Annotated in this window: 19 protein-coding genes and 1 tRNA gene; 8 read left to right on the forward strand and 12 right to left on the reverse strand. The window is 33.2% G+C overall.

Annotation, left to right across the window (positions count from 1 at the left end; translation table 11 throughout):
- The first annotated feature begins 179 nt into the window (after positions 1-179).
- The 3 genes from ACFSR1_RS08245 to ACFSR1_RS08255 all read left to right on the forward strand — a co-directional run bounded on the left by ACFSR1_RS08245 (position 180) and on the right by ACFSR1_RS08255 (position 2,230).
- On the forward strand, positions 180-776 hold the full coding sequence (locus ACFSR1_RS08245) for a hypothetical protein (protein ID WP_378291445.1): 597 nt from the start codon (positions 180-182) through the stop codon (positions 774-776).
- A 135-nt stretch (positions 777-911) separates the two neighbouring features.
- On the forward strand, positions 912-1,352 hold the full coding sequence (locus ACFSR1_RS08250) for a hypothetical protein (RefSeq protein WP_378291447.1): 441 nt from the start codon (positions 912-914) through the stop codon (positions 1,350-1,352).
- Positions 1,353-1,420: 68 nt separating this feature from the next.
- Positions 1,421-2,230, forward strand: a complete 810-nt coding sequence (locus ACFSR1_RS08255; protein ID WP_378291449.1) for an OmpA family protein — start codon at positions 1,421-1,423, stop codon at positions 2,228-2,230.
- Positions 2,231-2,331: 101 nt separating this feature from the next.
- Here the strand turns inward: ACFSR1_RS08255 and ACFSR1_RS08260 are convergent, their stop codons facing one another.
- The gene (locus ACFSR1_RS08260; protein WP_378291451.1) at positions 2,332-3,177 is read right to left on the reverse strand and encodes a helix-turn-helix domain-containing protein; all 846 of its coding nucleotides are present in this window, start codon (positions 3,175-3,177) and stop codon (positions 2,332-2,334) included.
- Positions 3,178-3,304: 127 nt separating this feature from the next.
- Here ACFSR1_RS08260 and ACFSR1_RS08265 point away from each other — a divergent pair, with 127 nt between their 5' ends.
- A complete protein-coding gene (locus tag ACFSR1_RS08265) occupies positions 3,305-3,661 on the forward strand; it encodes a hypothetical protein (RefSeq protein ID WP_378291452.1) in 357 nt (118 codons plus the stop codon).
- A gap of 335 nt (positions 3,662-3,996) precedes the next feature.
- On the opposite strand, the gene ACFSR1_RS08270 is transcribed toward ACFSR1_RS08265, so the two are convergent.
- The 3 genes from ACFSR1_RS08270 to ACFSR1_RS08280 form a co-directional block, all read right to left on the reverse strand.
- Positions 3,997-4,074 (reverse strand) — tRNA-Pro (locus ACFSR1_RS08270).
- A gap of 31 nt (positions 4,075-4,105) precedes the next feature.
- Positions 4,106-5,143, reverse strand: a complete 1,038-nt coding sequence (locus ACFSR1_RS08275) for a cytochrome d ubiquinol oxidase subunit II (protein WP_378291454.1) — start codon at positions 5,141-5,143, stop codon at positions 4,106-4,108.
- Positions 5,144-5,150: 7 nt separating this feature from the next.
- A complete protein-coding gene (locus ACFSR1_RS08280) occupies positions 5,151-6,449 on the reverse strand; it encodes a cytochrome ubiquinol oxidase subunit I (protein ID WP_378291456.1) in 1,299 nt (432 codons plus the stop codon).
- Positions 6,450-6,730: 281 nt separating this feature from the next.
- On the opposite strand from ACFSR1_RS08280, the gene ACFSR1_RS08285 reads away from it, so the two are divergent.
- Both ACFSR1_RS08285 and ACFSR1_RS08290 read left to right on the forward strand, forming a co-directional pair.
- Positions 6,731-8,647: a tetratricopeptide repeat-containing sensor histidine kinase gene (locus tag ACFSR1_RS08285; RefSeq protein WP_378291458.1), complete on the forward strand. Its 1,917-nt coding sequence runs from the start codon at positions 6,731-6,733 to the stop codon at positions 8,645-8,647.
- The gene (locus ACFSR1_RS08290; protein ID WP_378291460.1) at positions 8,631-9,284 is read left to right on the forward strand and encodes a response regulator transcription factor; all 654 of its coding nucleotides are present in this window, start codon (positions 8,631-8,633) and stop codon (positions 9,282-9,284) included. The genes ACFSR1_RS08285 and ACFSR1_RS08290 overlap by 17 nt, the downstream gene beginning before the upstream one ends.
- 241 nt (positions 9,285-9,525) lie before the next feature.
- Here ACFSR1_RS08290 and ACFSR1_RS08295 read toward each other — a convergent pair whose 3' ends face one another.
- The 8 genes from ACFSR1_RS08295 to ACFSR1_RS08330 all read right to left on the reverse strand — a co-directional run bounded on the left by ACFSR1_RS08295 (position 9,526) and on the right by ACFSR1_RS08330 (position 23,624).
- Positions 9,526-10,095, reverse strand: a complete 570-nt coding sequence (locus ACFSR1_RS08295; RefSeq protein ID WP_378291462.1) for a hypothetical protein — start codon at positions 10,093-10,095, stop codon at positions 9,526-9,528.
- Positions 10,022-11,653 carry a LysM peptidoglycan-binding domain-containing protein gene (locus tag ACFSR1_RS08300; protein WP_378291464.1) on the reverse strand — a complete coding sequence of 544 codons (1,632 nt, stop codon included), beginning with the start codon at positions 11,651-11,653 and terminating at the stop codon, positions 10,022-10,024. The genes ACFSR1_RS08295 and ACFSR1_RS08300 overlap by 74 nt, the downstream gene beginning before the upstream one ends.
- A 46-nt stretch (positions 11,654-11,699) precedes the next feature.
- Positions 11,700-13,403, reverse strand: coding sequence for a DUF4280 domain-containing protein (locus ACFSR1_RS08305; protein WP_378291465.1), 1,704 nt, complete (start codon positions 13,401-13,403; stop codon positions 11,700-11,702).
- Positions 13,404-13,405: 2 nt separating this feature from the next.
- Entirely contained in the window at positions 13,406-14,200 is a 795-nt protein-coding gene (locus ACFSR1_RS08310; protein ID WP_378291467.1) for a hypothetical protein, read from the reverse strand.
- A gap of 31 nt (positions 14,201-14,231) precedes the next feature.
- On the reverse strand, positions 14,232-16,022 hold the full coding sequence (locus tag ACFSR1_RS08315) for a type VI secretion system Vgr family protein (RefSeq protein ID WP_378291469.1): 1,791 nt from the start codon (positions 16,020-16,022) through the stop codon (positions 14,232-14,234).
- Between the two features lie 747 nt (positions 16,023-16,769).
- On the reverse strand, positions 16,770-17,225 hold the full coding sequence (locus ACFSR1_RS08320; RefSeq protein WP_378291471.1) for a methyltransferase family protein: 456 nt from the start codon (positions 17,223-17,225) through the stop codon (positions 16,770-16,772).
- Positions 17,226-17,298: 73 nt separating this feature from the next.
- Positions 17,299-20,673 carry a starch-binding protein gene (locus ACFSR1_RS08325; protein ID WP_378291472.1) on the reverse strand — a complete coding sequence of 1,125 codons (3,375 nt, stop codon included), beginning with the start codon at positions 20,671-20,673 and terminating at the stop codon, positions 17,299-17,301.
- A gap of 620 nt (positions 20,674-21,293) precedes the next feature.
- Complete coding sequence (locus ACFSR1_RS08330; protein ID WP_378291474.1) at positions 21,294-23,624, reverse strand: ATP-dependent helicase; 2,331 nt, start codon at positions 23,622-23,624, stop codon at positions 21,294-21,296.
- Between the two features lie 273 nt (positions 23,625-23,897).
- Here ACFSR1_RS08330 and ACFSR1_RS08335 point away from each other — a divergent pair, with 273 nt between their 5' ends.
- Both ACFSR1_RS08335 and ACFSR1_RS08340 read left to right on the forward strand, forming a co-directional pair.
- A complete protein-coding gene (locus ACFSR1_RS08335; protein WP_378291476.1) occupies positions 23,898-24,185 on the forward strand; it encodes a hypothetical protein in 288 nt (95 codons plus the stop codon).
- Between the two features lie 207 nt (positions 24,186-24,392).
- Positions 24,393-26,771 (forward strand): Ig-like domain-containing protein, encoded by a 2,379-nt coding sequence (locus ACFSR1_RS08340; protein ID WP_378291478.1) that lies wholly within the window; start codon positions 24,393-24,395, stop codon positions 26,769-26,771.
- Positions 26,772-26,799: the final 28 nt, after the last annotated feature.

Raw genomic sequence — 26,799 nt, forward strand, 5'->3', positions numbered from 1 at the left:
GTACTATGTGTTTGCGAAAAATATAAGAGTAAAAAACTACAGAAATCGCTACCAAATGACACTTCAAAATCCGCAAACAACTGAAAAACATAAAAATATATCGTATATTTGACATACCTCCCACAGATTTTATAACCAATTAAATTATAAACATTGTTCCCCTAATAAATAATCATATTATGGGCAACGAAAATTCAAATGAAACTAAAGAACTTCAATCACAGGTTTTTGATTTAGAAAAGGAAATCAAAAATATTTCTAAAAAAGTACAAAAACTACATATTGAAAAAATAGGAGAGCTTTTAGTTTTGGAAGAAGCAATGCTAAAGAGTCGTTTCAGGTTAGTTATACTTATTTTGACTTCTTGCATAATACTAACTTCTTTAGTTATTATTTTAGATTATAAATTTTTTCTGGAGACTATTTGGATCTGTATCTCATCAGGAATACTAGGTAGCAGTATCTCCGCATTAGTTTCTGCACTTCAGCGAAAAGCTAATGGTTGGGAATTTAAAAACGGTTTGAAGTATCCTAATGAATCTCCAAAAGATAAATTTAGTATAAGGATATCTTCTTTTTTTATGGTAAGACCTCTACTGGGTATTTTATCAGGTTTTGTAATTAATTATGGTTTTCAGGCTACAAGGAGTTTTAAGCTTCATTCAGAAGGATTGGATGAAGCTAGTTTAATTTTTTGGTCAATATTAGCTGGGTTATTTGCTAAATCTTTGATTGAAAAACTAAAAGATCTTTTTAAAAATCTAGTTGGCGTATAAACATCTTAGGATAATTTCATCAAATAAGAAAATAATCTGTATGCTTTGTTTAATCCAATCATAATTTAATAAAGAGATGATATTTTATGATTCGATGGAAAAACAATACATTTGAATCACAAAAGAATAGTACTTATGAAACCTATTAAATTATACTTCTTCCTGTTAATTACAGGATTTCTATTCAACTTTTCCTGTAATCAATTATCCAAAGAAGAACAGGAATTTGATACCTTAATGCAACAAGTAATCGATGTCCACGATGAAGTAATGCCTAAAATGGGAACAATGAGTTCCTTAATCAAGGATCTAGAACCCAAAATTGATACTACCTCAACTGGAAAATCATATGCAAAAGCACAGAAAGACCTTAAAGACTCCTATGATTTTATGATGGATTGGATGAGTGATTTTAGTAATAAATTTCCTCACGGAGAAGAAATTACAACTGATGACTTAGAAAAGTTTACCGCCAAGATGAAAATGCTAAAAGAAGAGGAAGTAGAAGTTAATAAGCTAAGAGATCAAATCAATTCTAGTATTGATAACGCAAAGAAACTATTAGAAAAGTCATAACCTCTGGTTTTTGGTTATAGTTTCTAAAATTGTTTTATTTTTGCTGCTGCAACAAATCGCTTAAACCAATGAGAAAAATTATTTTATTTGCCTCTGTACTACTATTAACTAGTTCGGTTGTACACGCTCAAAAAAAGAAAGATCTATTAGCAGAAATTGATAAACTAAGAAAAGAGTTAAAAACTACTGAAGGAGAATTGACTGAAGCTCGTAAGAATGAAAAAGTAGCTCAGTCCAAAGTAAAAACAATGGAGACTCAAGTAGCTGACCTGAAAGAAACTAATGCTACGCTATTAACTAATATGAGTAGTTTTACAGAGCTTTCTAACAAAAAGGCTAGTAACCTTCAGACATCTCAGGAAATCATTAAAGTAAAGGATCAGCAACTCAATGCTATCAATGATGCTATAACCTCTAATGACTCTATCAATTTAGCGGTGTTTAGTAAGTTCAAAAATGCTATTGGAGGTGATAATATAAAAATCAGTAACGGTACGATATATATAGTTTTACCAAATACTACTCTTTTTGGGGAAAATGATAAGAATTATATTGTAGATGAAAAAGCAAAACCAACTTTAGAAAAGATTGCTGCTACGCTGAATGCTAATCCTGATCTAAATATCTTAGTAGAAGGAAATAGTAATGCTTTGAAGCTTGATGGTAAAAATCTAATAGATAATTGGGATTTAAGTTCTCGACAAGCAGCATCTGTGGTGAGGGTACTTCAATCAGATTATAAAGTAGACCCTAAAAGAATGGAAGCTTTAGGAAAAAGTGAATATGCTACAGAAGGTATTGAAACAGTAACGAGAATTATAATTGATCCAAAATTTGATAAGTTCTACAATATGGTCAAAGATAATATGAAGAATTAATCAAAACGTTAATTCTACAATTCATACAAAAGACCAACTATTTCTAGTTGGTCTTTTTTGATATTACATATTCAATGTTATATAGTTTAGCAATATCTTGTCTATGAATTCCTGGTTTTTTTAGTTTTAAACTCTGTAGGATTCATTCCCACATGTTTTTTAAAAAATTTTGAGAAGTGCCCCGCTTCTTTATATCCCAACTCATACGCTATTTCTTCTGAGGTTTTATCCGAATATAACAGTAACCGTTTTGCCTCTAGCACAATACGCTCGTTAATAGTAGCTAAAGGTGACTTATCGTTATATTTGTGAAACAAATTAGACAACGTTTTAGGAGATTTAAATAATAAAGCTGCATAATCAGCAACTTGATGTTTTTCACGAAAGTGCTGTTCAATTAAAATATTAAATTTTCTGATAATATCTAATTGATTATTCGGTAAATCCGGCTCCGGCAAATCTTCTTTTATAAGTCTTCTCGATTTAATAAGAAACCTTTTTAAAAGCGTTTGAAGCATTTCTCCTTGTATCTGATCTTTGTTTTCAAATTCTTCTCTAAAAGAATCAAACATCGCCGAAAAACTAATTTTTTCTTTTTCATTAAGAGACACTATTTGAGGTACAGAGGAACCAAAGAACAAAAATCCGTTACAAGAAACTTCCTGATCGTGATCCCTGATACAATAGAATTCTCTATTAAATACCAGTGAAATCATTCCGTCTGTGTTTTTTTGGATCTCCAATACATTCATCGGCGTACAAAAAATGATTTGATCTTTTTCTAACTCAATAAGAGATCCATCTACACGAAAACTAACCGCTTGATCCTTACTCCATATAATCTTATACAGTCCTTTATCTCTTAGTAAATCTAATGCAGGAGAACAATTAAAATCTGTTAGAATAAAAGAACTCTCATCCTTTATACTTGAATAATCTAATCTCATACTCAAATTAACAAATAAATTTTATCAAAAAAGAAAAATCTATCAGTCTTAAGGAATAATTTACATTTCACGGCCTTTACTTCTGATCTAAATTTGCAGGTATAATTAATCTAAAAACAAAACACATATGGAAACTATAATCGAAAACAACCTGAAACACGTTCACCAATTATTATCTAAAGGAGCTTTTATTGAGGCAATGGAAACATACTTACACAATGATGTGGAACTTAGAGAAAGTAATGATGCTCCTAAAAAAGGAAAAGCGTTTAATCTAAAATTCGAACAAGATTTTATTGATAACCAACTTTCGGAGTTTATCCGATATGATGTGATAAATTATGCAGTTAATGGTAATCATTCTTTTTATGATGCGATCATGGAATTGAAGTTAAAAGATGGAAGCACAATGCTTTCTGAACAAACTGTAGCTACAGAATGGAAAGATGGAAAAATCTACAGAGAGCGCTATTATCACGCATAGTAAATACGAGTAATAATAGAAAATCCAATTGCTTTCACAATTGGATTTTCTTGGTCGGGTAGAGAGGATTAACTGTGTTGATCCTCCACAGAGATCAGAACTGAAAAAAATCCAATATTAGCTAGCGCCCTATTTGTCTTTTCTATTTCAAAACATAAACTCAAGTAAGCTTGATTCAGGATTAACTGCGTTGATCCATCAAAGGGATCGGTGCTCAAAAAAATCCAATATCGGCTAGTGCCCTATTTGTCTTTTCTATTTCAAAACATAACTTCAAGCAAGCTTGGTTCTATTTTAAAATAGAAAATCCAATTGCTTTCACAATTGGATTTTCTTGGTCGGGTAGAGAGGATTCGAACCTCCGATCTCTGGTCCCCCAGACCAGCACTTTAACCGGACTAAGCTACTACCCGAAATTGGGTGACAAATATAAAAATACTTTTGTTAAACTGAAGGATTATTATTCTGTTCTAATATCTTAATCATTTTAAATGATTTTAACAAATGAAACAGTCCAGGAAGAATTACAGCACCACCGATAATTAAAGATATTCCTAAAACATTAATCACACTATCAGGCGCAATATTGTCTAATAAACTTACGCTATTAGATTCTGTAATTATGATATTAGGGAAATGAGATACTAAAGCCGCTAATAAAATCAAAAACACCTGCAACCCTGCAAAAAGTCTACTTAATACTCTCCTGCCCTTTTTTATGGTAAACCATAACGGAATCAGTAACAATCCAGAAATTACCATTGCTATAATAGCATAAAAATTGGTAACAAATCCACGTACAAATAAGTAATCATTAGCATATCCATAAATAAAAGTCAATAACCCCATGACAAATACTACAATAGTGGCAATGGTGGCTTTTCTAACATAAATATTTTCTTTTCCCAGCTCGGATTCTCCTATCAACAAAACTGCTGACAGAAATGCACAAAGAGCAGCAAAAAACAACCCAACTAATATGCTAAAAACGTTAAACCACGGTTTTACAAAAACTTCATAAAAAGTTAAGGTGCTTACATCATCCGTAAGTTGAATTTTTCCACTTATCAATGCACCGAAAACCATTCCTAAAAATATTGGGGTAATTAGACTTGATACTTTAAACATAGCATCATATAACTTCTGAGAATTATCAATCACCGCGTCATAATGTCTAAAAACAAAAGCAACACCTCTCAATGTGACTCCTAGTAAAACTATAGTAAGTGGGATATGTAAGTTAACTACTAATATATTGTAATATGCCGGGAAAGCGATCCATAAAATCACGATCAAAATAATAATCCATATATGATTTGCTTCCCATACAGGTCCCATCACACGGTAGATCGTTTTTTTGGTGATTTTTTGATTTTCTTCTGACGAAAACAACTCAACAATCCCAGCCCCATAATCGGCACCACCCAAAACAACATATAGATACAAAGAGAATATCAAAAAGAATAATACAACGTATAGCATAAATCAATTATTTTTCGGCATTGAGAACTTTAATCTGACGAATCATTAACCAGGTCACAGCGACAGATAAGGTTAAGTATACCACTATGTACGTATAGAAACTAAAAACGATTCCAGGCATTGGTGTTACTGCATCCTTGGTTCGCATGATTTTATGAATGATCCAGGGTTGTCTCCCTACTTCTGTTACGATCCAACCAGCTTCTAACGCTATAAATCCGAGAGGTGCTAAGAAGACAAAAAGCAACCAATACTTGTTACTTTTAAACCATTTTTTCTTTCTTAAAGAAATAAAATATAATAACCCGGCTAACATCAATACACCACCAATACCCACCATTGTCTGAAAGGCATAATGGACTATAGGTACATTAGGTCTTTCATCCTCAGGAAAATCATTTAATCCTTTTACCTCAGCGTCAAAATCCCCAAATGCTAAAAACGATAACATACCCGGAATAGCGATTTTATACTTAACTTCTTGTGTTTCGGCATCTACGATACCTCCAATATATAATGGAGCTCCATTTTCTGTATTATAATGCGCTTCCATCGCAGCTAGTTTAACCGGTTGTCTCTCTGCGATATCTTTTGCCGATATATCTCCACTAACAGGTTGTAATATCGCTGCAACGGCACCAAAGGTTAATGCTATTTTAAAAGCTTTTGTATGTAAGGCTACTTTTCTTCCTTTATAAACCTGATAGGCGTGGATTCCTGCTACTGCAAAACCTGTAGCCGTAAAAGCTGCCAAGGTCATATGTAATGCTTGTGTAAACCATGCAGGGTTTAACATAGCTTTTACGGGATCTATGTTCAGAAACTGTCCATCTATGTAATCAAATCCGCTCGGAGAATTCATCCACCCATTGGCAGCCACCACTAAAATCCCTGAGGCTACTCCTGATAATCCAATAATGATACCAGTAAACCAATGAAATTTTTCAGGTAATTTGTTCCAACCGTACAAATAAAATCCTAAAGCTATAGCTTCTACAAAAAATGCTGCTCCTTCCAGCGAAAATGGCATTCCTATGATTGGGCCTGCGTGTTTCATAAATTCTGGCCACAACAATCCTAATTCAAACGACAATGCAGTACCCGAAACAGCACCAGTGACAAAAAAAATTGCTACTCCTTTTTGCCAAGCTTTGGTAAGGGTTAAATAAACTTGATCTTTGGTTTTTAGCCATTTATAATGTGATACTACCATAAAAAAAGGCATCACCATACCAATACAAGCAAAAATAATGTGAAATATTAGGGTAAATGCCATCTGGAGTCTTGCCGCATCAAGGTTTTCCATAGAAAATATTTAGAGAAAGATTGGGTTTCTAATTACCCTCTAAAGATACGACGCAAGGATGGTTTTAAGAAAGAAAAAGCAGGTGTTTTTTTGTTATTTTCAACACTTAAAATTGAATTTAAATTTAGTATAACACAACTCGCCTACTTTGTAGTTTATTTCATTGGATTGAAATTCTATGATGTTAAGTTTTATTAAATATGAACTTCATTAACCAAACTTCATTACGGAATCTTTACCTTCGTATATAAGACCAATTTATTATATTAACATCAGCCCAAATGGATATCACATTCCTTAGAAAAACTTTAACATCTGTATTTCTATTGAGTACGTTTATTTGTTTTGGCCAGGAAATATCGTCACTACTACTCGATAGTGCAATTGATTCTTTAGATAATAACCCTACATATTCCTACACAGTATTATCCAAAATTTCGAAGCATCAAAAATATCAAGATTCTATTAGAGCAAAAGCAAAACTTTATTTAGGAAGTTATTTCAATTCTATTGGTGTAGTAGATTCCTCAATGTATTATACCAGAGCGTCTTTAATACATCTGAGAAACAAAAAATACTTGGCTAAGGCATATAGACTGTTAGGATCTAGTTTTCGTAGAAGCGGTCAAATGGATAATGCTATTGAAATTTTATATAAAAGTCTTACAATTTCTGAAGAAATAAACTATAGGGATATGATAGTCAAAGTAAAATCTGATTTAGGTTTACTTTATGCTAATAAGAAAAAATATACTAAAGCAATACAATTTTTAGAAGAAAGCATTGACCACGCAGAAAATGAGCAGGCGATTTATGGTAATTATGTAAATATTGGCGCTATATATTATTTCCAGAAAGATTTTGAAAATGCTGAGCAATATTTTCTCAAAGCTTTTGAAATGATGCCACCGGACAAAGACCCCAAGGTATCAGCCACAATTGCTCTAAATTTAGGATCTGTGCTTTATGAAAACGGAAAGTACAACCAGGCTATTGAATACTATGAAAAAAGCAAAGAGATAGCCGATAAGCACGGTTTTGTAGATAAAAATCTGAATGCTACAATACATAAAGCACTTGTAGTAGGTATACTGGGAAATCATTCTGAAGCTATTCAAACCCTTAAAAATTCTATAGTAAAAGCTGAGGAAATTTCTAATCTGGAAATACAAAGAAACATCTATGACAATCTAGCGATTGTATACAAAGAAGCAAAGGATTACAAAGCTTCTAACGAAGCCTTAATTCAATATCACGTATTCAGGGATTCATTAAATAACAGAAAGCAAAGAAAAGAGATCACCGAATTGGAAGTAAAATATGAAACTGCTACCAAAGAAAAAGAAATTTTAGAGCTTAAAGAAAATCAGTTATTAAAAGATGCTGAAATTAAAAGACAAAGATTATTAAAGCGGTTTTATGTTTTTGGTTTTATATTGGTTCTTATTCCGATCCTTGGGTTACTTCTTGTTTACTATCAAAAATTACAAGTGAAAAACAAGTATAATGCTCAAAAAGAAGAAATTAATAAACAAAAAATTACTTCTTTTTTAAAAGAACAGGAATTAAAACTTGCGAATACTTATGTGATTGCTCAGAATGAAGAGCGCAGCAGAATCGCCAGAGAATTACACGATAGTATTGGTGGTAATCTTGCGGCTATAAAGCTCCAGATGAAAGATATCCAAAAAGATAAAGACATTCAGAATACAATTATTGATCAACTGGATGACACCTATGAACAAGTACGGGAAATATCACACAATCTGATTCCTAAGAAAATTAGTCAGACAGCATTTGCAAACTATATCGCTGATTATATAAATACCATAGAAAAAGTAACAGAACCGGAAATTACTTTTATACCACATCCTGAAGAAAAAATTAATTCTATTGATGACCATCAGAAGGTTGAAATTTTTAAAATCATCCAGGAGTTAATGACAAACGCATTAAAGCATGCTAAGGCCAAAGTAATTGAGATTTGTCTAAACGTATATAATGATTCTATAGAAATTATTTTTGAGGATGACGGTATCGGTTTTGATGTTAAAAATACAAATACCGGTATTGGCCTGCAAAATATAAAAAAACGTTTGTCGTTATTAAAAGCAAAAATAGATATTGATTCTGCAATCAATCGAGGAACAGCTATACGGATCGAAATTCCTACTGAACTAAATGACAAAAAAATATAAATACAAGTTAGTTGTGGCTGATGACCATAAGATGTTTCTGGATGGTCTACTCAGTATTATATCTCATGAATCAGATTATGAGATTGTCTACACAGCGAGTAACGGTTTGGATCTAAAAAAGTATCTGGATATTAATGCTTCTGACCAAATTGACTTAGCTATTTTGGATATCAATATGCCAAAAATGGATGGAGTTGCTCTTAATCAATATATAAAAGAACATCACCCTTCTATAAAAACATTGATCGTTAGTATGCTATCAGAACCACAAAAAATTTATGAATTAACACAAGATCAGGTAAATGGCTATATCCCCAAAAATGCTAAAAAAGAAGAGCTTTTAAAGGCCATTGAAACCATCTTAAACGGTTCTAATTATTTTTCGGATAGTATTAAAGAAGTCTACACCAGAAGCATTTTTGAGCAAAAGCAAAACAATGAGATAAATCTTAGTAAACGAGAAAAAGAAATACTTCAATTAATCGCTAAAGAATACACCACACAAGAGATAGCAGACCAGCTTTTTTTAAGTAAGTATACGATTGAAGGATATCGTACCAGTTTGATTTCTAAACTCAATGTAAAAAACGTGGTAGGCCTAGCTAAACACGCTATTAAATTGGGACTGGTGGATTAAGATAACTTATTTTTTATTAAATGAACTTAATATAATATAACCTTAAAGAGTTATATATAGTTTTAAAGAATTCTTCCGAAAGGTATTAAAAGCTTCTGTTTTGGAATGTTATTTATTACTTTTTGTATTTAAAAGTATCGCCGAGATTAAGACATACATCTATGGGTTTCTTAAATATTTGCTTTTTTAAATACTTAATTTTTGGGATAGTGTCTAAATTCTAAACGCCATCTACGTCTAATCACCCAATACAGTTTACTGATTTTAACTCCATATGATTATTATCAATTTTGAATTTGTAAAGTGTTGTTGATTCTATTTCTTCACCCTTTGTATTCACTGGAATAACGAGAAGTTTATTTTCCATTATTACAGTATCATAGCTTCTTAGTACGTTCATTAAATCTTGTGTAAATACTTTTTTGCTTACTATTTTTTTCTTTAACAAAAAGATATCTCCTCTTTCATATAACTCTTCTAATTCCAATTTATGAAAAATACAATCCCCATAAATTGTATCAGATAAATAGCGATTATTAAGAGATTTGTTATCTATATTCTTATAATCTTCTTGTAGAATTTTAATAAGTTCTTTAATACTAACTGAGTCTGAATCTGTCTTTTTAAAAGAACTAATTTTTGTAGTATCTTTTTTAGTATCTACAAAAGATATAGCATTGTTTTTAGGACTCCCACAGGAAGAGATCAATAGACAAATCAAAAGTAGGAGTAACAAATTACTCAGTAGGGCCAGCTTCGCTTGAAGAAGCTTCACTACGATATTGATAAAATATTTCATTTCTTTCGTCATATATATATTCTTGAGGTAATACGTACCCTAAAAGTTTAAAGTTACCTTTAAAATAATCAGAACCAGATTTAACAAAAACATACGTTTCTACCTGAACTCTGTGGGTTTGATTACCTCCTAAAAGTTTAAAAGTTAATTGATCTCCAGAATTTACATAATCTATCACAAAAGCTGCGTGACCAGAGTGACTATTTCGTTTTTTCATGATTAGAACACTGCCATAAGGAGGCTTTTTATCCGGTGATAATCTTACTCCTCCCGGATATCTAGACGGGTTATACCAATTAATAGCAAGAGCAGGGTTATTAATATTTGCATTTAAAGGGATGGTAGAAAAATTTGTTCCTTTCACCTTGTTCGTCTCGATAAATACCCAATTGGTAAAACTAGAACACCAAGCGTGATTAATGGGATGTAATGCCTGTCCTGCACCATTCAAGAAAAATTCTTTTACTCTATTAAAACCGCCTGTAGCAGTATCCCCCTCATATACACCTAATTCAGCCCAAGCAATCACCATCCAAGGCGCAATTTCATTTTGTAACTGAAAATATTCATTAGTAAGCTTTAAAAACTCTTCTTCATACGAATTGTTGTCTCCTTGCACTTTTACTAATAACCATAGTGGATCAGATACAGTTGCTGGAGGATTCGGAGTATAATTTAAAACATTTGTTCCATCGACATTTTCTGAAGTATACGTTCCATTAGCGCTTTCCATAGTTATTCTATTTCTTTCATTTTCCGTTTCTGGGTCTAACATAAAATCCGATGTATCAACCGATGCCAAATCGTTTTGATCAGAATTTGGTTCTATCGTAAAGTCTTCCAGCGGATCTTCTGGAGTAAACTTTTCTTTCCACGCATTGAACACCTTGTCTTCTGCATTTTCTCCTTCAGGTTTTTCAGGTCTTAATTGAATTTTTACTACCGCTTCACCTTTATCATTAAATTTGGCTTTTAATTCTATTCTATTTTCATTCACAGGTTTTTCCGCATCTACAGGATCATATTGAATTACCGTAAGAGGTGTTTCATTTTCCATTAACAAATAAGGACTCTTTTCGTAAATTTCTATAGTAGCTTCTTTATCTTTTAATGCAAAACCTTTTGCTAAAATATACACATCTCCTCCTAACACCCCACTATTTACCTTTTCGTAAAAAACCTCAGTTATTGTTGGAATCTGATTAGGTATTGATAACTGTACACCGACACCAATATTATAATTCGGTCCAGGACCAACCTCATCCGGATTAGCCAGTGCTATATCTTCTACGCTTACTCCAGAATAGTTTCCGGCTATCTTAGTAAGGTTATCTCCACTTACTACCGTATAGATTACGGGCTCAGTTTCTGCCGAATTACTTACAGGAACTTCTCTTTCTTTTCGTTCTGCAAAGTAGGCATCCAATAATCCTTCTTCTGCTTCATTAGTAGCAAAAGTGGTTTGATTTGCATAATCTGCCCAATTGCGATTAATCTCCTCAATTCTTTTAGAGCGAGCCTCTAACAACTGTTTTGTTAGATTTTGTGATGCTTCATCATGTCCACTCATATTAATATCTTTTATTATATAATGATCTTTTTAAAACAGACTATGCTTACTGTAAAGCCTTATTATCTTCATAAACCAAACTTTTATCTTCTCTCATAATATCCCATTGCCATTTAAAAAAAGAATGCATATTACCTTTAAAAAAATTATCCGCAGCTATTTTGTTTAGATCTGGTTCAAACTGAGTTGGATAATCCAGGTAATTATCCGTAAAACCTCTATAAAAAAAGAAAGGTGTATTTAATTCCTCTTCAAAAGAATGAGGTAATGAAAGAGAATGCCCTATTTCGTGAGGAACGTTGTGAATTTCTGACAATCCCCCGCCAAATATAATACATGCATTCCCCCATTTTACATTGGATACATCCGTTTGATCAGCAGTTGCCAAACCTCTCCACTGCAAAGGAGGTAACCCCTCCCGTTCAAGAATCCCGGTAACATTGGTATAAAACATAAATGTTTTATTATGTCCAAATTCTTCAATACCAGTTACTGGTTTATAATGCCCGTATTTATCATACAACCTAACCAAATCATTTAAAAACCCATTTACAGAATCAAACTGAACTCCAATATCTAAAGTTTCTGTAATAAAATCTTCTTTAAATTTCTTTACATCTGGATCGTCATCAGGTAAACTATCAATATCAAAATTATCATCAATAACTTCTGCTTGTATTAAACATTGACCTAAGGATTTATATTTAATTGCCGTCTTATAATTAGGGTTCAAACTTGCAGATTTTCCGTCTATAATCACATTAACTGCGATAATACTAGCATTAGCAATATCATTATTTTTATACACCATCAGTTTTCCAACTTCTTCTTTTTCTCCATCTAGTTCTGCGAAAATTTTAATTTCTTCGTGATTTTCTAGTGGCTCGCCATCACATTTTATATTGATTACTTTTTCGGTTACATAAAAATCCTTTGTGGCAGTGCCTAAATCCTTAGTTTGTTTTTTTCCTAAAAGTTCACTCAAGCTTAGTTCGGAAGGAGTGATTATAAGTGAATCATTAGCAGATTCAAAAATGATTTGCGTTCCATCACTTTCTAACGGCTCAATTTCTTCAATTTCAATATTTAAATCGACTTCATTAATATAACCATTAGATGCATAGGAAAAAATAGATAGCCACGCTGGATAATACTCTACTCCATAAGGTGTGATAGGATTTACAACATCCTTTGTTTTATACTCATTCTTTAGATCTTCTGGATTTTTACAGATTGGCACAAGTTGATTTAAGGAGGTTCCATCATTATCAAATACTACGGTTTCGATAGGATAAATATACTCATCACGCAACCAGTCAAATCCGTATTCTCCTTTATAGTCATCTGGTCTTCTAACATTAACCAAAAACTTTTTTAATAAAGCATTCTCGATATCTGGCAAATCTGTAGGAGCATCCATTTGTGCAGTATCTTCGATAGCGATATCTACACCACCTGTACTGCAGGTTATGGTAGAATCTTCTAATAACATAAACTCTCCATCGATTTCCACATCTATTGCTACTCCAGCCCATTGGGTCGGTGAAATCACACTGGCACAAGGTGGTGGGCTTTTTCTCCATTTTTTACAAACACCGCTAAAAACAAGATTAGACTTACTTCTATCTCCATTAGTGGCACAAGGTGTGTCTTGTAGTTGTACTTGAGTATGTGATACGACTAATGTACCACTACTAGAACAAAGTGGACATTTTAACGTAGCTCCGTTTTTAACAAATTGTCCTGCCATTATTACAATTGAATTACACTAACAGTATTGTGATATTCTTGTCTGCCATATTTTTCGATGCTAGAAATTACGGCCCGCTGCAACCACGACTCAAGTATACCTTTAAAATTATAAGTCCCGTTTACAGAAACATATTCTTCATTTTTGGGATAATGTGACTGTAATTGTAACTGAATTTCTTCTGTTTCTTTTACCGATTGTAATAAAACATCTTCTTTCATAAAAATTTTCCCATACTTTGTGGATAAATACTGAGATGTGTTACTACACGAGTCAGAACTATATTTTTGGTACATTGATTTTATTAATCCTCCAAAGTTATGATATAGAGAGATGTCTTTAATGGCTTCTTCTTCAGAGTTTAATATAGTGTCTGTTTTTACTATAAAGCGCTGTATCTGATTTCCTTTAAATTTACTTTTAAAATATATTTTCAATTCGCTCCAATTTTCCTGTAATTCTTCCATATTATCTATTGCCAAAATCTCTCCTAGATAAGATAAACGTAAATTAAGTTTGGCATAGACGGAAGCCGTTCTCTTTATGATATCTTGCATTGCAAAAGACCCATCAGAAAATTTAAAACTATTACTTTCAATCTCAATATGAACAAAACGAGTATAAGGTTGGTCTTCATTATATTCGAGAGAAAAAGAGATTTCTTTCTTATTAGAACAACGTATTTCTCCGGTATAGTTAATATAGTTTGTACTTTCTATCAAATACTTACGTGCTCCTTCTTTTGGTATATTTAATTGAACCTCCGTTGTTCTGAACTTATATTTACTTGAAATCATTGAGTTATGAATTGTATATTTTACGTTATGTCTACCCTTTACTAATTTTTACATTTCCACCTCCTTGAAATGAAGCGGTTGCTCCACAAGCAATCTTCATATTTCTTTTACTCTGTATTTGCGCATTTCCACTATTTTGAATTAGATCTCCCCCAATAGTAGTTTTCATTTTATTTTCTACGGTATTTGTATGATCAGAAGAAGAGGTATTAAAATTCTTTTCTGTATAAATTGTAGTATTCCTACCAATATTAAAATTAGCATCTTCCTGAATGTTCATTTCAAAATTTTTAGCATTCAAAGTCATCTTTTCTATTGCCGTGATAGTTATATTATTATTAGCTGTGTCAATATGAATAGTATTAGCATTTTGATCGATGATCGTAATGAATTCTTTTCCTTCGGTATCATTGAACTCAATCATATGACCACTACGAGTTCTGATTGCTTTAATATCGTTATTATCGGTTTTCCATCCGGCAGATTTTGCATTCCCATTATAAAGTGTGCCCATCACGTAAGGCCGTTCTGCATTTCCTCCTTCAAAACCTACCAATACTTCTTCACCAATTTCCGGTATAAAGTGAAACCCTTTTTCTCCACCTGAATGCGGTGTCATCACTCGTAACCAAGGTGTGTATTCCCCTAATGGTTTCTGCCAGGGAAATTGCACTTTTACACGACTAATCCCGTCAGGGTCCACGTTATCTGTAACAATTCCTACTTGTGTTTCGCTTTTAGGTGTCTTAAAAATATTAGTATTTGGGTATACATCCTGATCTACTGCGATTCCTTCAAAATGATTTACATACTTCCCGTTTTCTGTAGCTGTATGTGTTATTTTTATAATTCTATAAATCCCTTGATCATTATTCTTTTCTTTTATTTTTACTTTCTTCCCTAAGCTAACTCCCGGATTATCGCTTTTACCAGTGACAATAACTTGCTTAATCTCTTCAGCTTTTTTTTGTTCTTTTACAAGGTTGCTGAGTCTTTGTTTAGTTTGAGTATCATTATATGTATTTAAAAAAACCTGAGTCTTATGAGGAAACATTTCTTTACTTTTATTAGAAGCGTATCCGTTATGTCCGTTTATGGAGCTTGTAATTTCTGAAGTAGTTACTTCGTGTTTTTCATCATTTAAATAATCATTCGTAAAAAAGGAATAACTATTAGACCTAGGATGCAAACTTCTTGAAAACTCTTGCAGGTCATATCCATAAGTTAGGTGTACCTCTTCGGATTCTGAAGGTTTACCAAAAACCAGATTCTCTCCATCGTAATAAAACCACTCGCCATATTGAGCAGATAATCTACTGGCAAACTCAAAACTGCTTTCTCCTTGTTGTACACAATAATGCAAACTACTGTCAGACCTTGTTGATAGTATTGTATTCAATTTCGAACGATCATACTTCTGAAAAACATTGGAAAGAATTGATTCTAAATTTTCATCACTAAATGATGCATAATGGGGTCCGTCATCGGTTAGTATTGAATTACTTTTGGCTCTAATCAAAATAGAATCTCCCATCGATTGATGGAAGCCATTAGTAACCTTCACCTCAGTAACTACTCCGTTAAATTTAAGCTCCTTATACAGATCTATAGCATCAAGAGAAGATATGGAAAGAATAATTGTTTGTCCTAAAAAATCATTGCTTTGATCGTCATTTTGATCAGAAATATTTTCCAGAACATCTTTTCTACATAATAATTCGAGTGTATGATGATTATCAATTTCCTGCTGAAGGGTAAGTCCCTTGAATGCCTTTATAGAAATTCCACCAATGAATAATTGAATGTTAGACTGAAGTGCCATCGCTGAGTTTTAAGATTAATTTGTGTACACCCAAACAGAACATCAGAAATTAGCTAATATTTCTATAAATAACATATTCATTGACAACAAAATAGATTGTTAGAATATAGAACAGTTCTGTGTTTCGGTTATATCAAATTTAAAAAACTATAGATGCAAAATCACCCAGATTTTCAGTGGAAATATACCCCTGAAAACAACCGCACTAAATAAAGGTTTGTTTCTAGAGAAACTAGGGTTTAGCCATAAAACACTTTAATTGGTTTAAAAAAACGGAAAGAAAAACTGGATATAAAATAGAATTTATATCCAGTGATTAAAAGTAATTTGTAAACATTTTGTTTGGGGTTTAGTTAGAAAGTCTATCTGTGAATTGCATGGCTACTCGCTGCTGGTAATTCTTGTAAAAACTTTCTTAAAACGCTCCAATTGATTTTGAATGAAATAAAATTTGTCATGATTTCCTTATTTTAAATTAATAAACATTTTTTAACTGATATTATAATTGCCCTATCAGTTGCTTAGTAATTTTCAAAACGCGTGCCAAACTTTTGTAAGCAAAACCAAAATATTCGCAAAACATTGGTAATCATTATTTTATATGGTTAAAAATATTTTTAAAAACGACCACACTACATGTATTAAGACACGCACCTTGTGCATTTAAATTAAAAAAAATAATACTTTATTAACCACTAATATGGATTCATAAGAGTTATTAGAATCATAATTACTAGGGTAACTCTTTCAAAAAATCTTCGGAAAAAACCGTCCCACTCTTTTCTTATATTTTTTATATCCTATATATTTTTTAAAGAGTAATTCTTCTTCATAAGAACTTTTAAAATAAAATAAGATGAGTAATGCAATAGAAATTATCATCTTGAAACCCGAACAACTATATAAAGCATAAAAGAAACAACTGATCAATATTCCAGAATAAATAGGATGCCTAGAAAATCTATAAAAACCATTCTCTATCAAAACTCCATCCTTCAAAGGTGCTGGAAAAGGCGATAATTGATTTCGGAGTTGTAACATGGAACCAAGAATTATAACTCCTCCGATTATGGTTGCTACTAAAAACAGATAACGAATAGATGGGAAACAAAATATCTTCCAATCATAGATCGGAAGTATATACAATAAAAACAGGGTAGACTGAATCAATACATAAATGAAACCTTTTTTATCTTTTTGCATAGTCTAAAAATAAAAAAAACCTGCCAAGGATAATCACTTCCTCAACAGGTTTTTACTTCAGCAAAATAATCGTCTACTTTACCATTTTCATCACCTTCACATTTTTATTAGAAGTCATCTTTAGAAGATAAATTCCTTTTGGAAGATTGGTTGTATTTATGGTAATAGTGTTTGTTTTAGTATCTTTTGTCTGCGCGGTATTGGTTTTCTTTCCCGTTAAATCAAACAATTCTATCCTTACGAAATTATCTTTCATATTTCCGGTAAAAGATAACGTCAACGATTCATTAAAAGGATTAGGCCAAGCTTTGGCAACTTGTAATTCGTTGCTTACAGGATCCTTATCAGAGAAAGAAGCTTTAATGTCATCAACAGATGGACAATCACTTGGACAACTATCAAACCATTGGTTATCATACCATCCATCTATAGTTCTAAACAGATCCCCAGTTTGTGCTCCTCCGTTATCATTAAATACAATTCCTACCTCAACAGACTCATCTATTGTAGAAGAATACCAAGGAGATCCATTGATAGCGTTCATAGGTGCACCAGGCCAAGCCGGAGCTCCGGGAATAGCTGCATTTGCATTTTTATCATAGATGTAGATAAAAGCAGTATTCCAGAAAGATGGTTTCTTAAAGTATACATCGAAAGAAGTGTCTGGAATAATTCCCGGACATTCTCCAGGGCAGGTATCTGTCCATACGTTATTAAACCATCCTTCAGTGTTTCTGAATAGATCATCAGTTTGTGCTCCTCCATTATCATTGAACACTATTCCTAACTCAACAGATTCGTCGATATCATAAGTAAACCAAGGAGAAGTATTTAACTGCGTCATTTGAACTCCTGGCCAAGCAGGGAATCCTGGAATCGCTGCATTTGCATTTTTATCATATACATAAATATAAGCCGTTCCCCAGTTATCCGGTTTTCTGAAATTTACCGTATATCCAGGTGTATCTTGTATCGTATATGTTCTATTGATTTCTAAAGAGCTTCCAGCATCATTTATCGCTACTGCCTTTAATTGTGTAGTTCCTGTAGAGGATATTGTAAATGTTCCTGAGTACAATGTACTTGTTGCATTAGGAACAGAACCATCTAATGTATAATATATGACTCCAGAATTGGTAGCACTCATGTTTACTTCTACGCTTCCATTAAATATACCTGAATCAGGAGATACGTTTAATACTGGTGGTTGTAGTCCTGTTGGACAATCACTTGGACAATCATCAAACCATTGGTTATCATACCAGCCTTTGGAAGTTCTTGTTAGATCATCGGTTTGATCTCCTCCATTATCATTAAATACAATACCAACTGGTACATTTTGATCAATAGTATAGGTAAACCAAGGAGTTCCCGGCACGCTTTGCATTACTTCCCCAGGCCAAGCTGGAAATCCAGGTAATGCATCACCGGTATTTTGATTAAATAAGTAAACATTAGCAGATGACCAAGTGGATGGTTTTTTAAAATATATATCGAATGGAGATCCATCACCGATTACATAATCTCTAGGTACTATATTAGAATCATTACCTTCTGAATCAAAGGCTATTGCCTTTATCATAGTAGAAGTGGTTACACTAAAAGGAGTTGTATATAATGTACTGGAAACCGAAGGATCAGAACCATCTGTTGTATAGAAAATATCTACTGTAGCTCCTTGTGCGGTTGTGGATGCAGTCATTTCTACGTTTACAGCATCCGTATAAAATCCTGAAGCTGGATTTACAGATAATGATACGGAATTGGGGACTTCAAAAGGTTCTCCTATCAAAACAATTCCGAAAGTAGTTCCAAAAGTTATTGTTCCTCCGGTAACTGTTGCCGTAGTGTCAGAAAAATAATCTTTAAGTACTGTTCCGTCAGACCACATTCCGTAAACATTGAGCGCTCCAGCGAAATCGTTATCCTGTCCCTGAAACACTAGTGCTTTATCAGTTTCCCCATTACGGTTATATTCACGCTTAAAAATGTATGGCGCATCACTTAGTTTTTGATGCGAACCAGCACCAATAGAAATATGTTCTCTTCTGAATGTTCCTAATTTTCTCCAGTGTAGCAACATAGCATCATTCATATTATCCCAGTTCATAAAACCACGATATCCTGCATCAACGTATGTTTCAGCATTAAAAAATTCTCTTCCGGATTCATCGCCATAATAAATTTGAGCACCTCCGGGCGACAACAGTAACTTTACCGCACCTTCAAACATATTCCCTCTGTAATACTCACTAAAATCATGAGATCTTAAATAACTAATCATATTATACTCACCAGGAGTATTAAATCCTGCATCCTGGTTAAGTTTTGCCGCAAAAGAACTAAAAATCTCTTCTTGTCCCATACTGTCATAAGCTTCTATAGGAGATCTAAAATTGATCATACTATTAAATTTACTCACAGTAAAATCTTCTGGTAACGGATCATTTACATTGTTTTTAATATTCAAAGAGGAATCCTCTCCTGTCATATAAAAATCAAGATCATCCGGTTTTTTGGTAGGATTATTTTGTTTCCATTCTCTTAATGCAAGAACCGCTTCTTCTTTCAGTTCTTTCCAAACATCAGCTCTTACATGACGCTCTGTATCTACACGGAATCCATCTATACCGTATTCTCTAACCCAATCGGTTAACCATTTAATCAAATAGTATCTTGGAGTTCTTGGCTTGCCCGTTCTAGCAAAATAAGCATCTAATTCATTTAGTTCTTCTTGCTTTCTTCCTTCAGTTTCCCATTTATCCAATAACCACTGTGGTAAACTTACTGTATTAAAAGACTCCGTTCTTACATCTGGCAAGCCATAAAGAGGTTGTGTATAATCATCACAAGGTAATTCTCCATTACTAGGTTTCCCATCTTCCTGGCATTGTAATCGTACCCAATCCAAAGGATAATCTTGGTCCACTGGTATTCTCTGACCATTTATATCCTTATAGGTAACATAGCCAGAATGGTTCATTACGATATCCAACAAAACTCTAATCCCGTGATTGTGTGCCTCATCTATAAACTCCTCAAACTCTTCTGCAGAAGTAAAATTTGGATCAAAAGCTGTCCAATCATTTGTGTGATATCCGTGGTATGGATAATCATTAAATTCTGTTCCTATATACCCGTGTCTGTTTTCTACTACCGGGGTAACCCAAATAGCACTTACTCCAAGGTCATTAAAATATCCTTCTCTAATTTTTTGTGTAACTCCCGGAATATCACCCCCTTGAAAATCAAGTTCATTAGCTGTACTGTTTTTTTGACGATCAAAGCTGGTATCATTCGTTGGATCACCGTTATTAAAACGGTCGGTAATAAGAAAATAAACCGTAAGATTATCCCAGGAAAACGGGAGATTTCTTTCGGATTGCGCAACGCCTAGTCTAGGTAAACAAAGGCAAATTAATAACCCTAAATAGAGTAATTTTTTCATAATTAAGTCTGGTTTGTGTGTTAATAAAATAACGATCAAGAAAACTTCTACTGTAATATCATTTCCTCAAACGTTGTAATAAATATTTCAAAAAAAAACTGGGATATTATAATAATCAAAGAAGCGTTTTTTACCGAAAACGTTTGAGTGTTGATATTTTGTTATAAAAAGGTTAAAAAAGTAATAAATGAGTAAAAAATTAGCGGATAATTTACTTTTCTATCTGGAGAAAATAAATAATTAAGAATCTTCAAAAACAAAGTATTTATTATAAAATAATCTACTTTGTTTTTGAAATTAATTGAAGGATTAAAAATTAAATATGATTATCCATTTTGTGTAATGATGCATTATTTAGCGTCATTCCGAATTTATTTCGGAATCTCATTATGCTAATAAACAATGATTTATAATAAGAACTTGAAACAAGTTCAGGTTGACGATTATGATTTATTATAGTTTACGGATATTCAATTAGCAAATAATCAAGAATCAAAACCAAGATGTTTGAGACTTGAGGCAATTAGAATTTTTAGTTTATGTAACTACCACTAGAAAATCCAATTAGAAGAACAACTTTACTATGATTACTAGTAATAAAATCTTAGAGGAACTATAAGTTATCCAATGACTTTGAGCTTTGCAAATCGTAATAAGAGCTTTTTAATTCCTCCATTTTCGAAGTTAATCTCTGCTTTTTTATCCTGCCCTACTCCTTCTAGCTGAAGAATTTTTCCTTTGCCAAAACGCATATGTTCCACAATAGTTCCGGGTACCAAATCTCCGTCAAAAAGATTTGTTTTAGGAGTGTTCGTAGTACCATTAGACACAGGTCTTAGTTTACGAAGCTTACGTAATTGTTCCTCTGAAGGTTTATGAGAAACCGGAGGCGATCCTGAAACTGGTTTTTTAAGTCTTAATTTACTTTTATCAACATCGCCAAAAATATCTGTATCGACCAAAGGTTTATAACGATAAGTATCGATCGGAGTAATATATTCTAAGTATTGAGGATCAATTTCTTCTATAAAACGACTTGGTTCTGCATCTACAAGTTTACCCCATCGGTACCGAGATTGTGTATAGGTCAAATACGCTTGTTTCTCTGCTCTGGTTAGCGCTACATAAAACAATCTTCGTTCTTCTTCCAGTTCCGACCTGGTATTCATACTCATCCCTGAAGGAAACAAATCTTCCTCCATACCTACGATATACACATAAGGAAACTCTAGCCCTTTTGCTAAGTGTATAGTCATTAAAGCAACCCTATCATCATCACCGGTATCCTGATCCAAATCTGTTGCCAATGCTACATCTTCTAAAAACTCTGCAAGAGATCCGGTTTCATCCGCCAATTCCTTTTGTCCTTCAACAAAATCACGAATACCATTTAATAGTTCTTCTATATTTTCGATACGGGCAATTCCTTCTGGTGTTCCATCTTTCTTAAGTTCCTGAAGTAAACCGGTATTTTTAGCAACCATCTCGGCCAATACAAAGGCATCAGAAGTTTGATTGGTTACTTGAAAACTCTTGATCATATTCATAAAGTTTTCTAACCTGGTTTTTGTTCCACTGTTAATTTTGAGATTTATGCGATCTAGATTTTCAATAATTTCAAAAATAGATCGATCATAATGATTAGCAGCTACTACTAGTTTATCCACTGTAGTTGCTCCAATTCCTCGCGCAGGATAATTGATAACACGTTTTAGTGCTTCTTCATCCTTTGGATTGATGATTAATCTAAGATACGCTAAAACGTCTTTAATCTCTTTTCTTTGATAAAAAGATAACCCTCCATAGATTCTATACTTAATATCTCTTTTACGCAAGGCATCTTCCATGGCACGAGACTGTGCATTGGTTCTATAAAGAATAGCAAACTGACCATTAGTCAATTGATGTTGCATTTGATTCTCAAAAATCGAACTCGCTACATAGCGTCCCTCATCACCATCTGTTAGCAATCGATTTACGAAAATTTTAGGTCCCGGATCGTTCGCAGTCCAAACTACTTTATCAAGTTTTGTTTTGTTTTTATCTATAATTGAGTTTGCAGCTTCTACTATATTTTTCGTAGAACGGTAATTTTGCTCTAATCGATATTGCTGTACATTATCATAATCTCTCTGGAAATTAAGGATATTATTGATATTTGCTCCACGAAACGCATAGATACTTTGCGCATCATCTCCTACCACACATATATTCTGAAACTTATCCGATAATGCTTTTACGATCAAGTACTGAGAGTGATTGGTATCCTGGTACTCATCTACCAGTATATATCTAAAACGATTTTGATACTTAGCCAACACCTCAGGAAAACGATTTAATAACTCATTAGTTTTGAGTAATAAGTCATCAAAATCCATCGCTCCAGCCTTAAAACAACGATCTACATAATGCTGATAGATTTCCCCCATTCTAGGTCTTTTTGCCATAGCATCAGCTTCTACCAACTCAGCATTTTGGAAATACGCTTTTACGGTAATCAAACTGTTTTTGTATGAAGAAATACGCGATTGAACTTGTTTATACTTATAAATATCTTTATCCAATCCCATCTCTTTTATTACCGAGGCAATTAATCGTTGAGAATCTTGTGTATCGTAAATTGTAAAATTAGAAGGATATCCCAATTTGTCTGCTTCAATTCTAAGGATTTTGGCAAAAATAGAATGAAAAGTTCCCATCCAAAGATTCTTTGCCTCACTTGCACCTACAATATCCGCAATACGCTTTTTCATTTCTCGCGCTGCTTTATTGGTAAATGTTAGAGATAAGATATTAAATGCATCCACTCCCTTATGCATAAGGTAGGCAATCCTATAAGTTAATACTCTTGTTTTTCCTGAACCAGCACCTGCGATAACGATCATAGGACCATCTTTTTGCAATACAGGAGCTCGTTGCGCGTCATTTAATCCAGCTAAATATTCTTCCAAGTCTTCAATTTTTATAAGCCTCGAAATTTAAGTAAACTATACATTTTATAGAACTTTTATCAAGTATATTTATAAACAAATCATCAACGTTTGCTAGATCAAAATATCAATCAAGCCCTAATGACAACAATTAACTATTTCTTACATTGTTAATATCTTTTTATACAAAAACATCGTTTAAATGCAATAAATTAAGATAAAATACATATATTTAGGAATCTTTTGATAAAAAAGTAGATTTTTAACCCCAAAATATAACCTAATATTATAGCTATGTCCCCAAACACAAATGTTCAGCCAATTGAAAAAGAAAAAATCAAATTTCTGACCTTTCCAAAAGAAGATGTGCTTAACAAAAGAAAAGATCAAATAGATCGAATTTTAGAGCTACAAAGAGCATTATCTCTTGGTAATTTAGAACGCCATAAAGTAAAGATAGTATTTGTTGATAATAAAGGATTCAAAAAAGTGGAAACTACCATATGGGGAATCACCGACAAAGAAGTAATACTAAAACAAGCTACTATTATACCGCTGGAAAGAATCATAAGTATTTCTTAAAATTTTAAGTGTTATTGCCAAAACTCTCGATATTATCCTTGTGATGTATGGAGAGTTTTTATTTATAAAGGTTTCATGCAATAAACACGCTCTTAATTTGTTATGCAATAATTGATGATAGTTGGTTTTGCATAGGTGAAATCAACAAACAAAGATCAAAAACTAATAAATCCTTTTATAAAACTAATTTGCCCAACGAAATCCAAAATGATTAAAATCTACTTTAAAAGAATCATTCTGCTTTTAATTATGATAAGCAATGTATTCATCCACGCTCAGGATAAAACCCCTATACGAATAGCAGAAAGTTCAGACAGTTTTATTCAAAATCTAACAAGTAATAAGACCCAAGGATTATCTCTAACAATTTCTAAAAAACAGCCACTTCTATTACATATAAAGGTGCAAAAAGAAAGTGAAAAGAAGACAACACTCATTGGTACTATTAATAACGAGAAACTATCTTCTTTTACCCTGCATAAAACCGAAAATCAAATAGAAGGAAACTTAGTACTTAGAGAACAAAAAACAGCTTATCAAATATTTACAGATGATCTTGGACAAGTATATATAAAGGAAGTAGACATTAATTCCTTAGTTTGTATAGACTTCGAAAAAGTTGAGGAAGAAAGTGATGATGACACCAATGAAAATGAGGTTTTTTCTAAAATGGCTCCTCAATTAGAGAGTCTTCCGGGAGCACCCGGAATTATTTATCTTGATTTTGATGGAGAAGTGGTTTCAGGAACCAGCTGGGTTAGCGGTGGAACGATCAATGCACAATCTCCTAATTTTTCAGACCAAAAAATTATCGCTATTTGGGAAATAATGGCTGAAGATTTCAGAGCCTTTAACCTTAACATAACTACCAGAAGAGATCTTTATGATGCTGCACCGCAGAATCGTAGGATGATGTGTATTTTCACTCCTACAAAAGATGCCGCACCAGATGCAGGAGGAGTAGCCTATTTAGGATCTTTTTCTTCAACCCGTACAGATAATCCTTGCTGGGTTTATAATTTATCTACAAGAGCTGCAGGAGAAACCGGATCTCATGAAGTTGGACATACTTTGTGGCTTAGCCACGATGGACGTCCTGGAGAAATTTATTATAGAGGTCACGATCAATGGTCTCCTATTATGGGATGGAGCGCAAGTAAGCCCATAGGACACTGGAGCAAGGGTGAATATGATAACGCTAATGAACAAGAAGATGATATACAAATCATAGCCGGAACACAAAATGGAGTTGGTTTTAGAGATGATGATCATAAAGATATAATCACGGAAGCTACACCTATTCTAGTAGATACGGATGGAAATGTTAGTTCTGATCAAAACTATGGTTTTATACACAATCGTGATGATAAAGATGTATTTTCATTTGTGATTGAAACAGGCAATGTTTCTTTTGATTTTGAACCAAATCCAGATCACCCCAATCTCAATATCCAAGCCAGAATTCTTAATGGAATAGGAGAAGAAATTGCAGTTTCTGATCCTTCAGGTCTATCGGCAAGTATTGATCTTGATCTTACCTTTGGTACATATTTCATCGAAATTGATGGTGTGGGAGAAGGTAATCTTAGTAATGGCTACTCTGATTATTCCTCGATCGGTAATTATTTCATTTCGGGTAAATACATTCCTGGTGATAATAACCAACCTCCTATTGCCAATTTTGAAGCAGCTACCAATTGTGCTACGGTTACGTTTAATAGTACTACTATTAATAATGTAAATACATATTTATGGGATTTTGGAGATGGTATCACCTCTTCAGAACAAAACCCAACACATACCTATGCTAATAGTGGCACCTATAGTGTATCGCTTACTACCTCTAATAGTGCCGGACAGGATACTCGTCAAAGAGATGATTATATCTCCATTAATATTCCTGAACAGCCGGTTGGAGAAGATCAACGTATTTGTATTGGTGAATCTACTTCATTAACCGTTACCGGAAATAGTAATTTTGAATGGTATGATTCTCCCACTGGTGGAGATGTGTTATATACCGGAGCTACTTTTGAAGCTCCCGAGTTACAATCAAGTCGCACCTATTATGTAGCAGGGTCTTTTGATAATTGCACAACCAATAACAGAACGGCTATTAATATTATCGTAGAAGAAAATCCACAACCACCAGTGATTACAATACCTGATACCAAAAACTTATCTGTCGATGCTACCTATGCACAATATCAATGGTATCTTGATGGTGAGGTTATCGCTGATGGCAATGATTCTCAATATACACCTGATCAAATTGGTGAGTATCGTGTAGAAGTATTTAACGAAACCGGGTGTAATGCTTTTTCTGAAGTATTTTCTGTGGACTTATCACAACTTAATCTAAGTCAAGGAACCAGATTTTTTAACTACTACCCTAATCCAACCAGAGATATTTTACGCATTGAAGGCCTTACGGTCAATCAAAAGGATATAAGAATCGTAAATACTTCGGGACAAATCATTATAGAATCCAATGTAACATCAGAAATTGACTTAGGTAAATTATCTAGTGGACTCTATATCATCCTAATTGATAATAAATCTATAGGCAAATTTGTAAAAATATAAATGCAATCCAGCATAGCTAAAAAGCATA

The sequence above is a fragment of the Aquimarina rubra genome, from assembly GCF_042684305.1.
GTDB lineage: Bacteria > Bacteroidota > Bacteroidia > Flavobacteriales > Flavobacteriaceae > Aquimarina > Aquimarina rubra.

Excerpts from the sequence above, each read along its gene's own strand:
- ACFSR1_RS08245 (WP_378291445.1), top strand. The coding sequence starts at position 180 with ATGGGCAACGAAAATTCAAATGAAACTAAAGAACTTCAATCACAGGTT.
- ACFSR1_RS08250 (WP_378291447.1), top strand. The coding sequence starts at position 912 with ATGAAACCTATTAAATTATACTTCTTCCTGTTAATTACAGGATTTCTA.
- ACFSR1_RS08255 (WP_378291449.1), top strand. The coding sequence starts at position 1,421 with ATGAGAAAAATTATTTTATTTGCCTCTGTACTACTATTAACTAGTTCG.
- ACFSR1_RS08260 (WP_378291451.1), bottom strand. The coding sequence starts at position 3,177 with ATGAGATTAGATTATTCAAGTATAAAGGATGAGAGTTCTTTTATTCTA.
- ACFSR1_RS08265 (WP_378291452.1), top strand. The coding sequence starts at position 3,305 with ATGGAAACTATAATCGAAAACAACCTGAAACACGTTCACCAATTATTA.
- ACFSR1_RS08275 (WP_378291454.1), bottom strand. The coding sequence starts at position 5,143 with ATGCTATACGTTGTATTATTCTTTTTGATATTCTCTTTGTATCTATAT.
- ACFSR1_RS08280 (WP_378291456.1), bottom strand. The coding sequence starts at position 6,449 with ATGGAAAACCTTGATGCGGCAAGACTCCAGATGGCATTTACCCTAATA.
- ACFSR1_RS08285 (WP_378291458.1), top strand. The coding sequence starts at position 6,731 with ATGGATATCACATTCCTTAGAAAAACTTTAACATCTGTATTTCTATTG.
- ACFSR1_RS08290 (WP_378291460.1), top strand. The coding sequence starts at position 8,631 with ATGACAAAAAAATATAAATACAAGTTAGTTGTGGCTGATGACCATAAG.
- ACFSR1_RS08295 (WP_378291462.1), bottom strand. The coding sequence starts at position 10,095 with ATGACGAAAGAAATGAAATATTTTATCAATATCGTAGTGAAGCTTCTT.
- ACFSR1_RS08300 (WP_378291464.1), bottom strand. The coding sequence starts at position 11,653 with ATGAGTGGACATGATGAAGCATCACAAAATCTAACAAAACAGTTGTTA.
- ACFSR1_RS08305 (WP_378291465.1), bottom strand. The coding sequence starts at position 13,403 with ATGGCAGGACAATTTGTTAAAAACGGAGCTACGTTAAAATGTCCACTT.
- ACFSR1_RS08310 (WP_378291467.1), bottom strand. The coding sequence starts at position 14,200 with ATGATTTCAAGTAAATATAAGTTCAGAACAACGGAGGTTCAATTAAAT.
- ACFSR1_RS08315 (WP_378291469.1), bottom strand. The coding sequence starts at position 16,022 with ATGGCACTTCAGTCTAACATTCAATTATTCATTGGTGGAATTTCTATA.
- ACFSR1_RS08320 (WP_378291471.1), bottom strand. The coding sequence starts at position 17,225 with ATGCAAAAAGATAAAAAAGGTTTCATTTATGTATTGATTCAGTCTACC.
- ACFSR1_RS08325 (WP_378291472.1), bottom strand. The coding sequence starts at position 20,673 with ATGAAAAAATTACTCTATTTAGGGTTATTAATTTGCCTTTGTTTACCT.
- ACFSR1_RS08335 (WP_378291476.1), top strand. The coding sequence starts at position 23,898 with ATGTCCCCAAACACAAATGTTCAGCCAATTGAAAAAGAAAAAATCAAA.
- ACFSR1_RS08340 (WP_378291478.1), top strand. The coding sequence starts at position 24,393 with ATGATTAAAATCTACTTTAAAAGAATCATTCTGCTTTTAATTATGATA.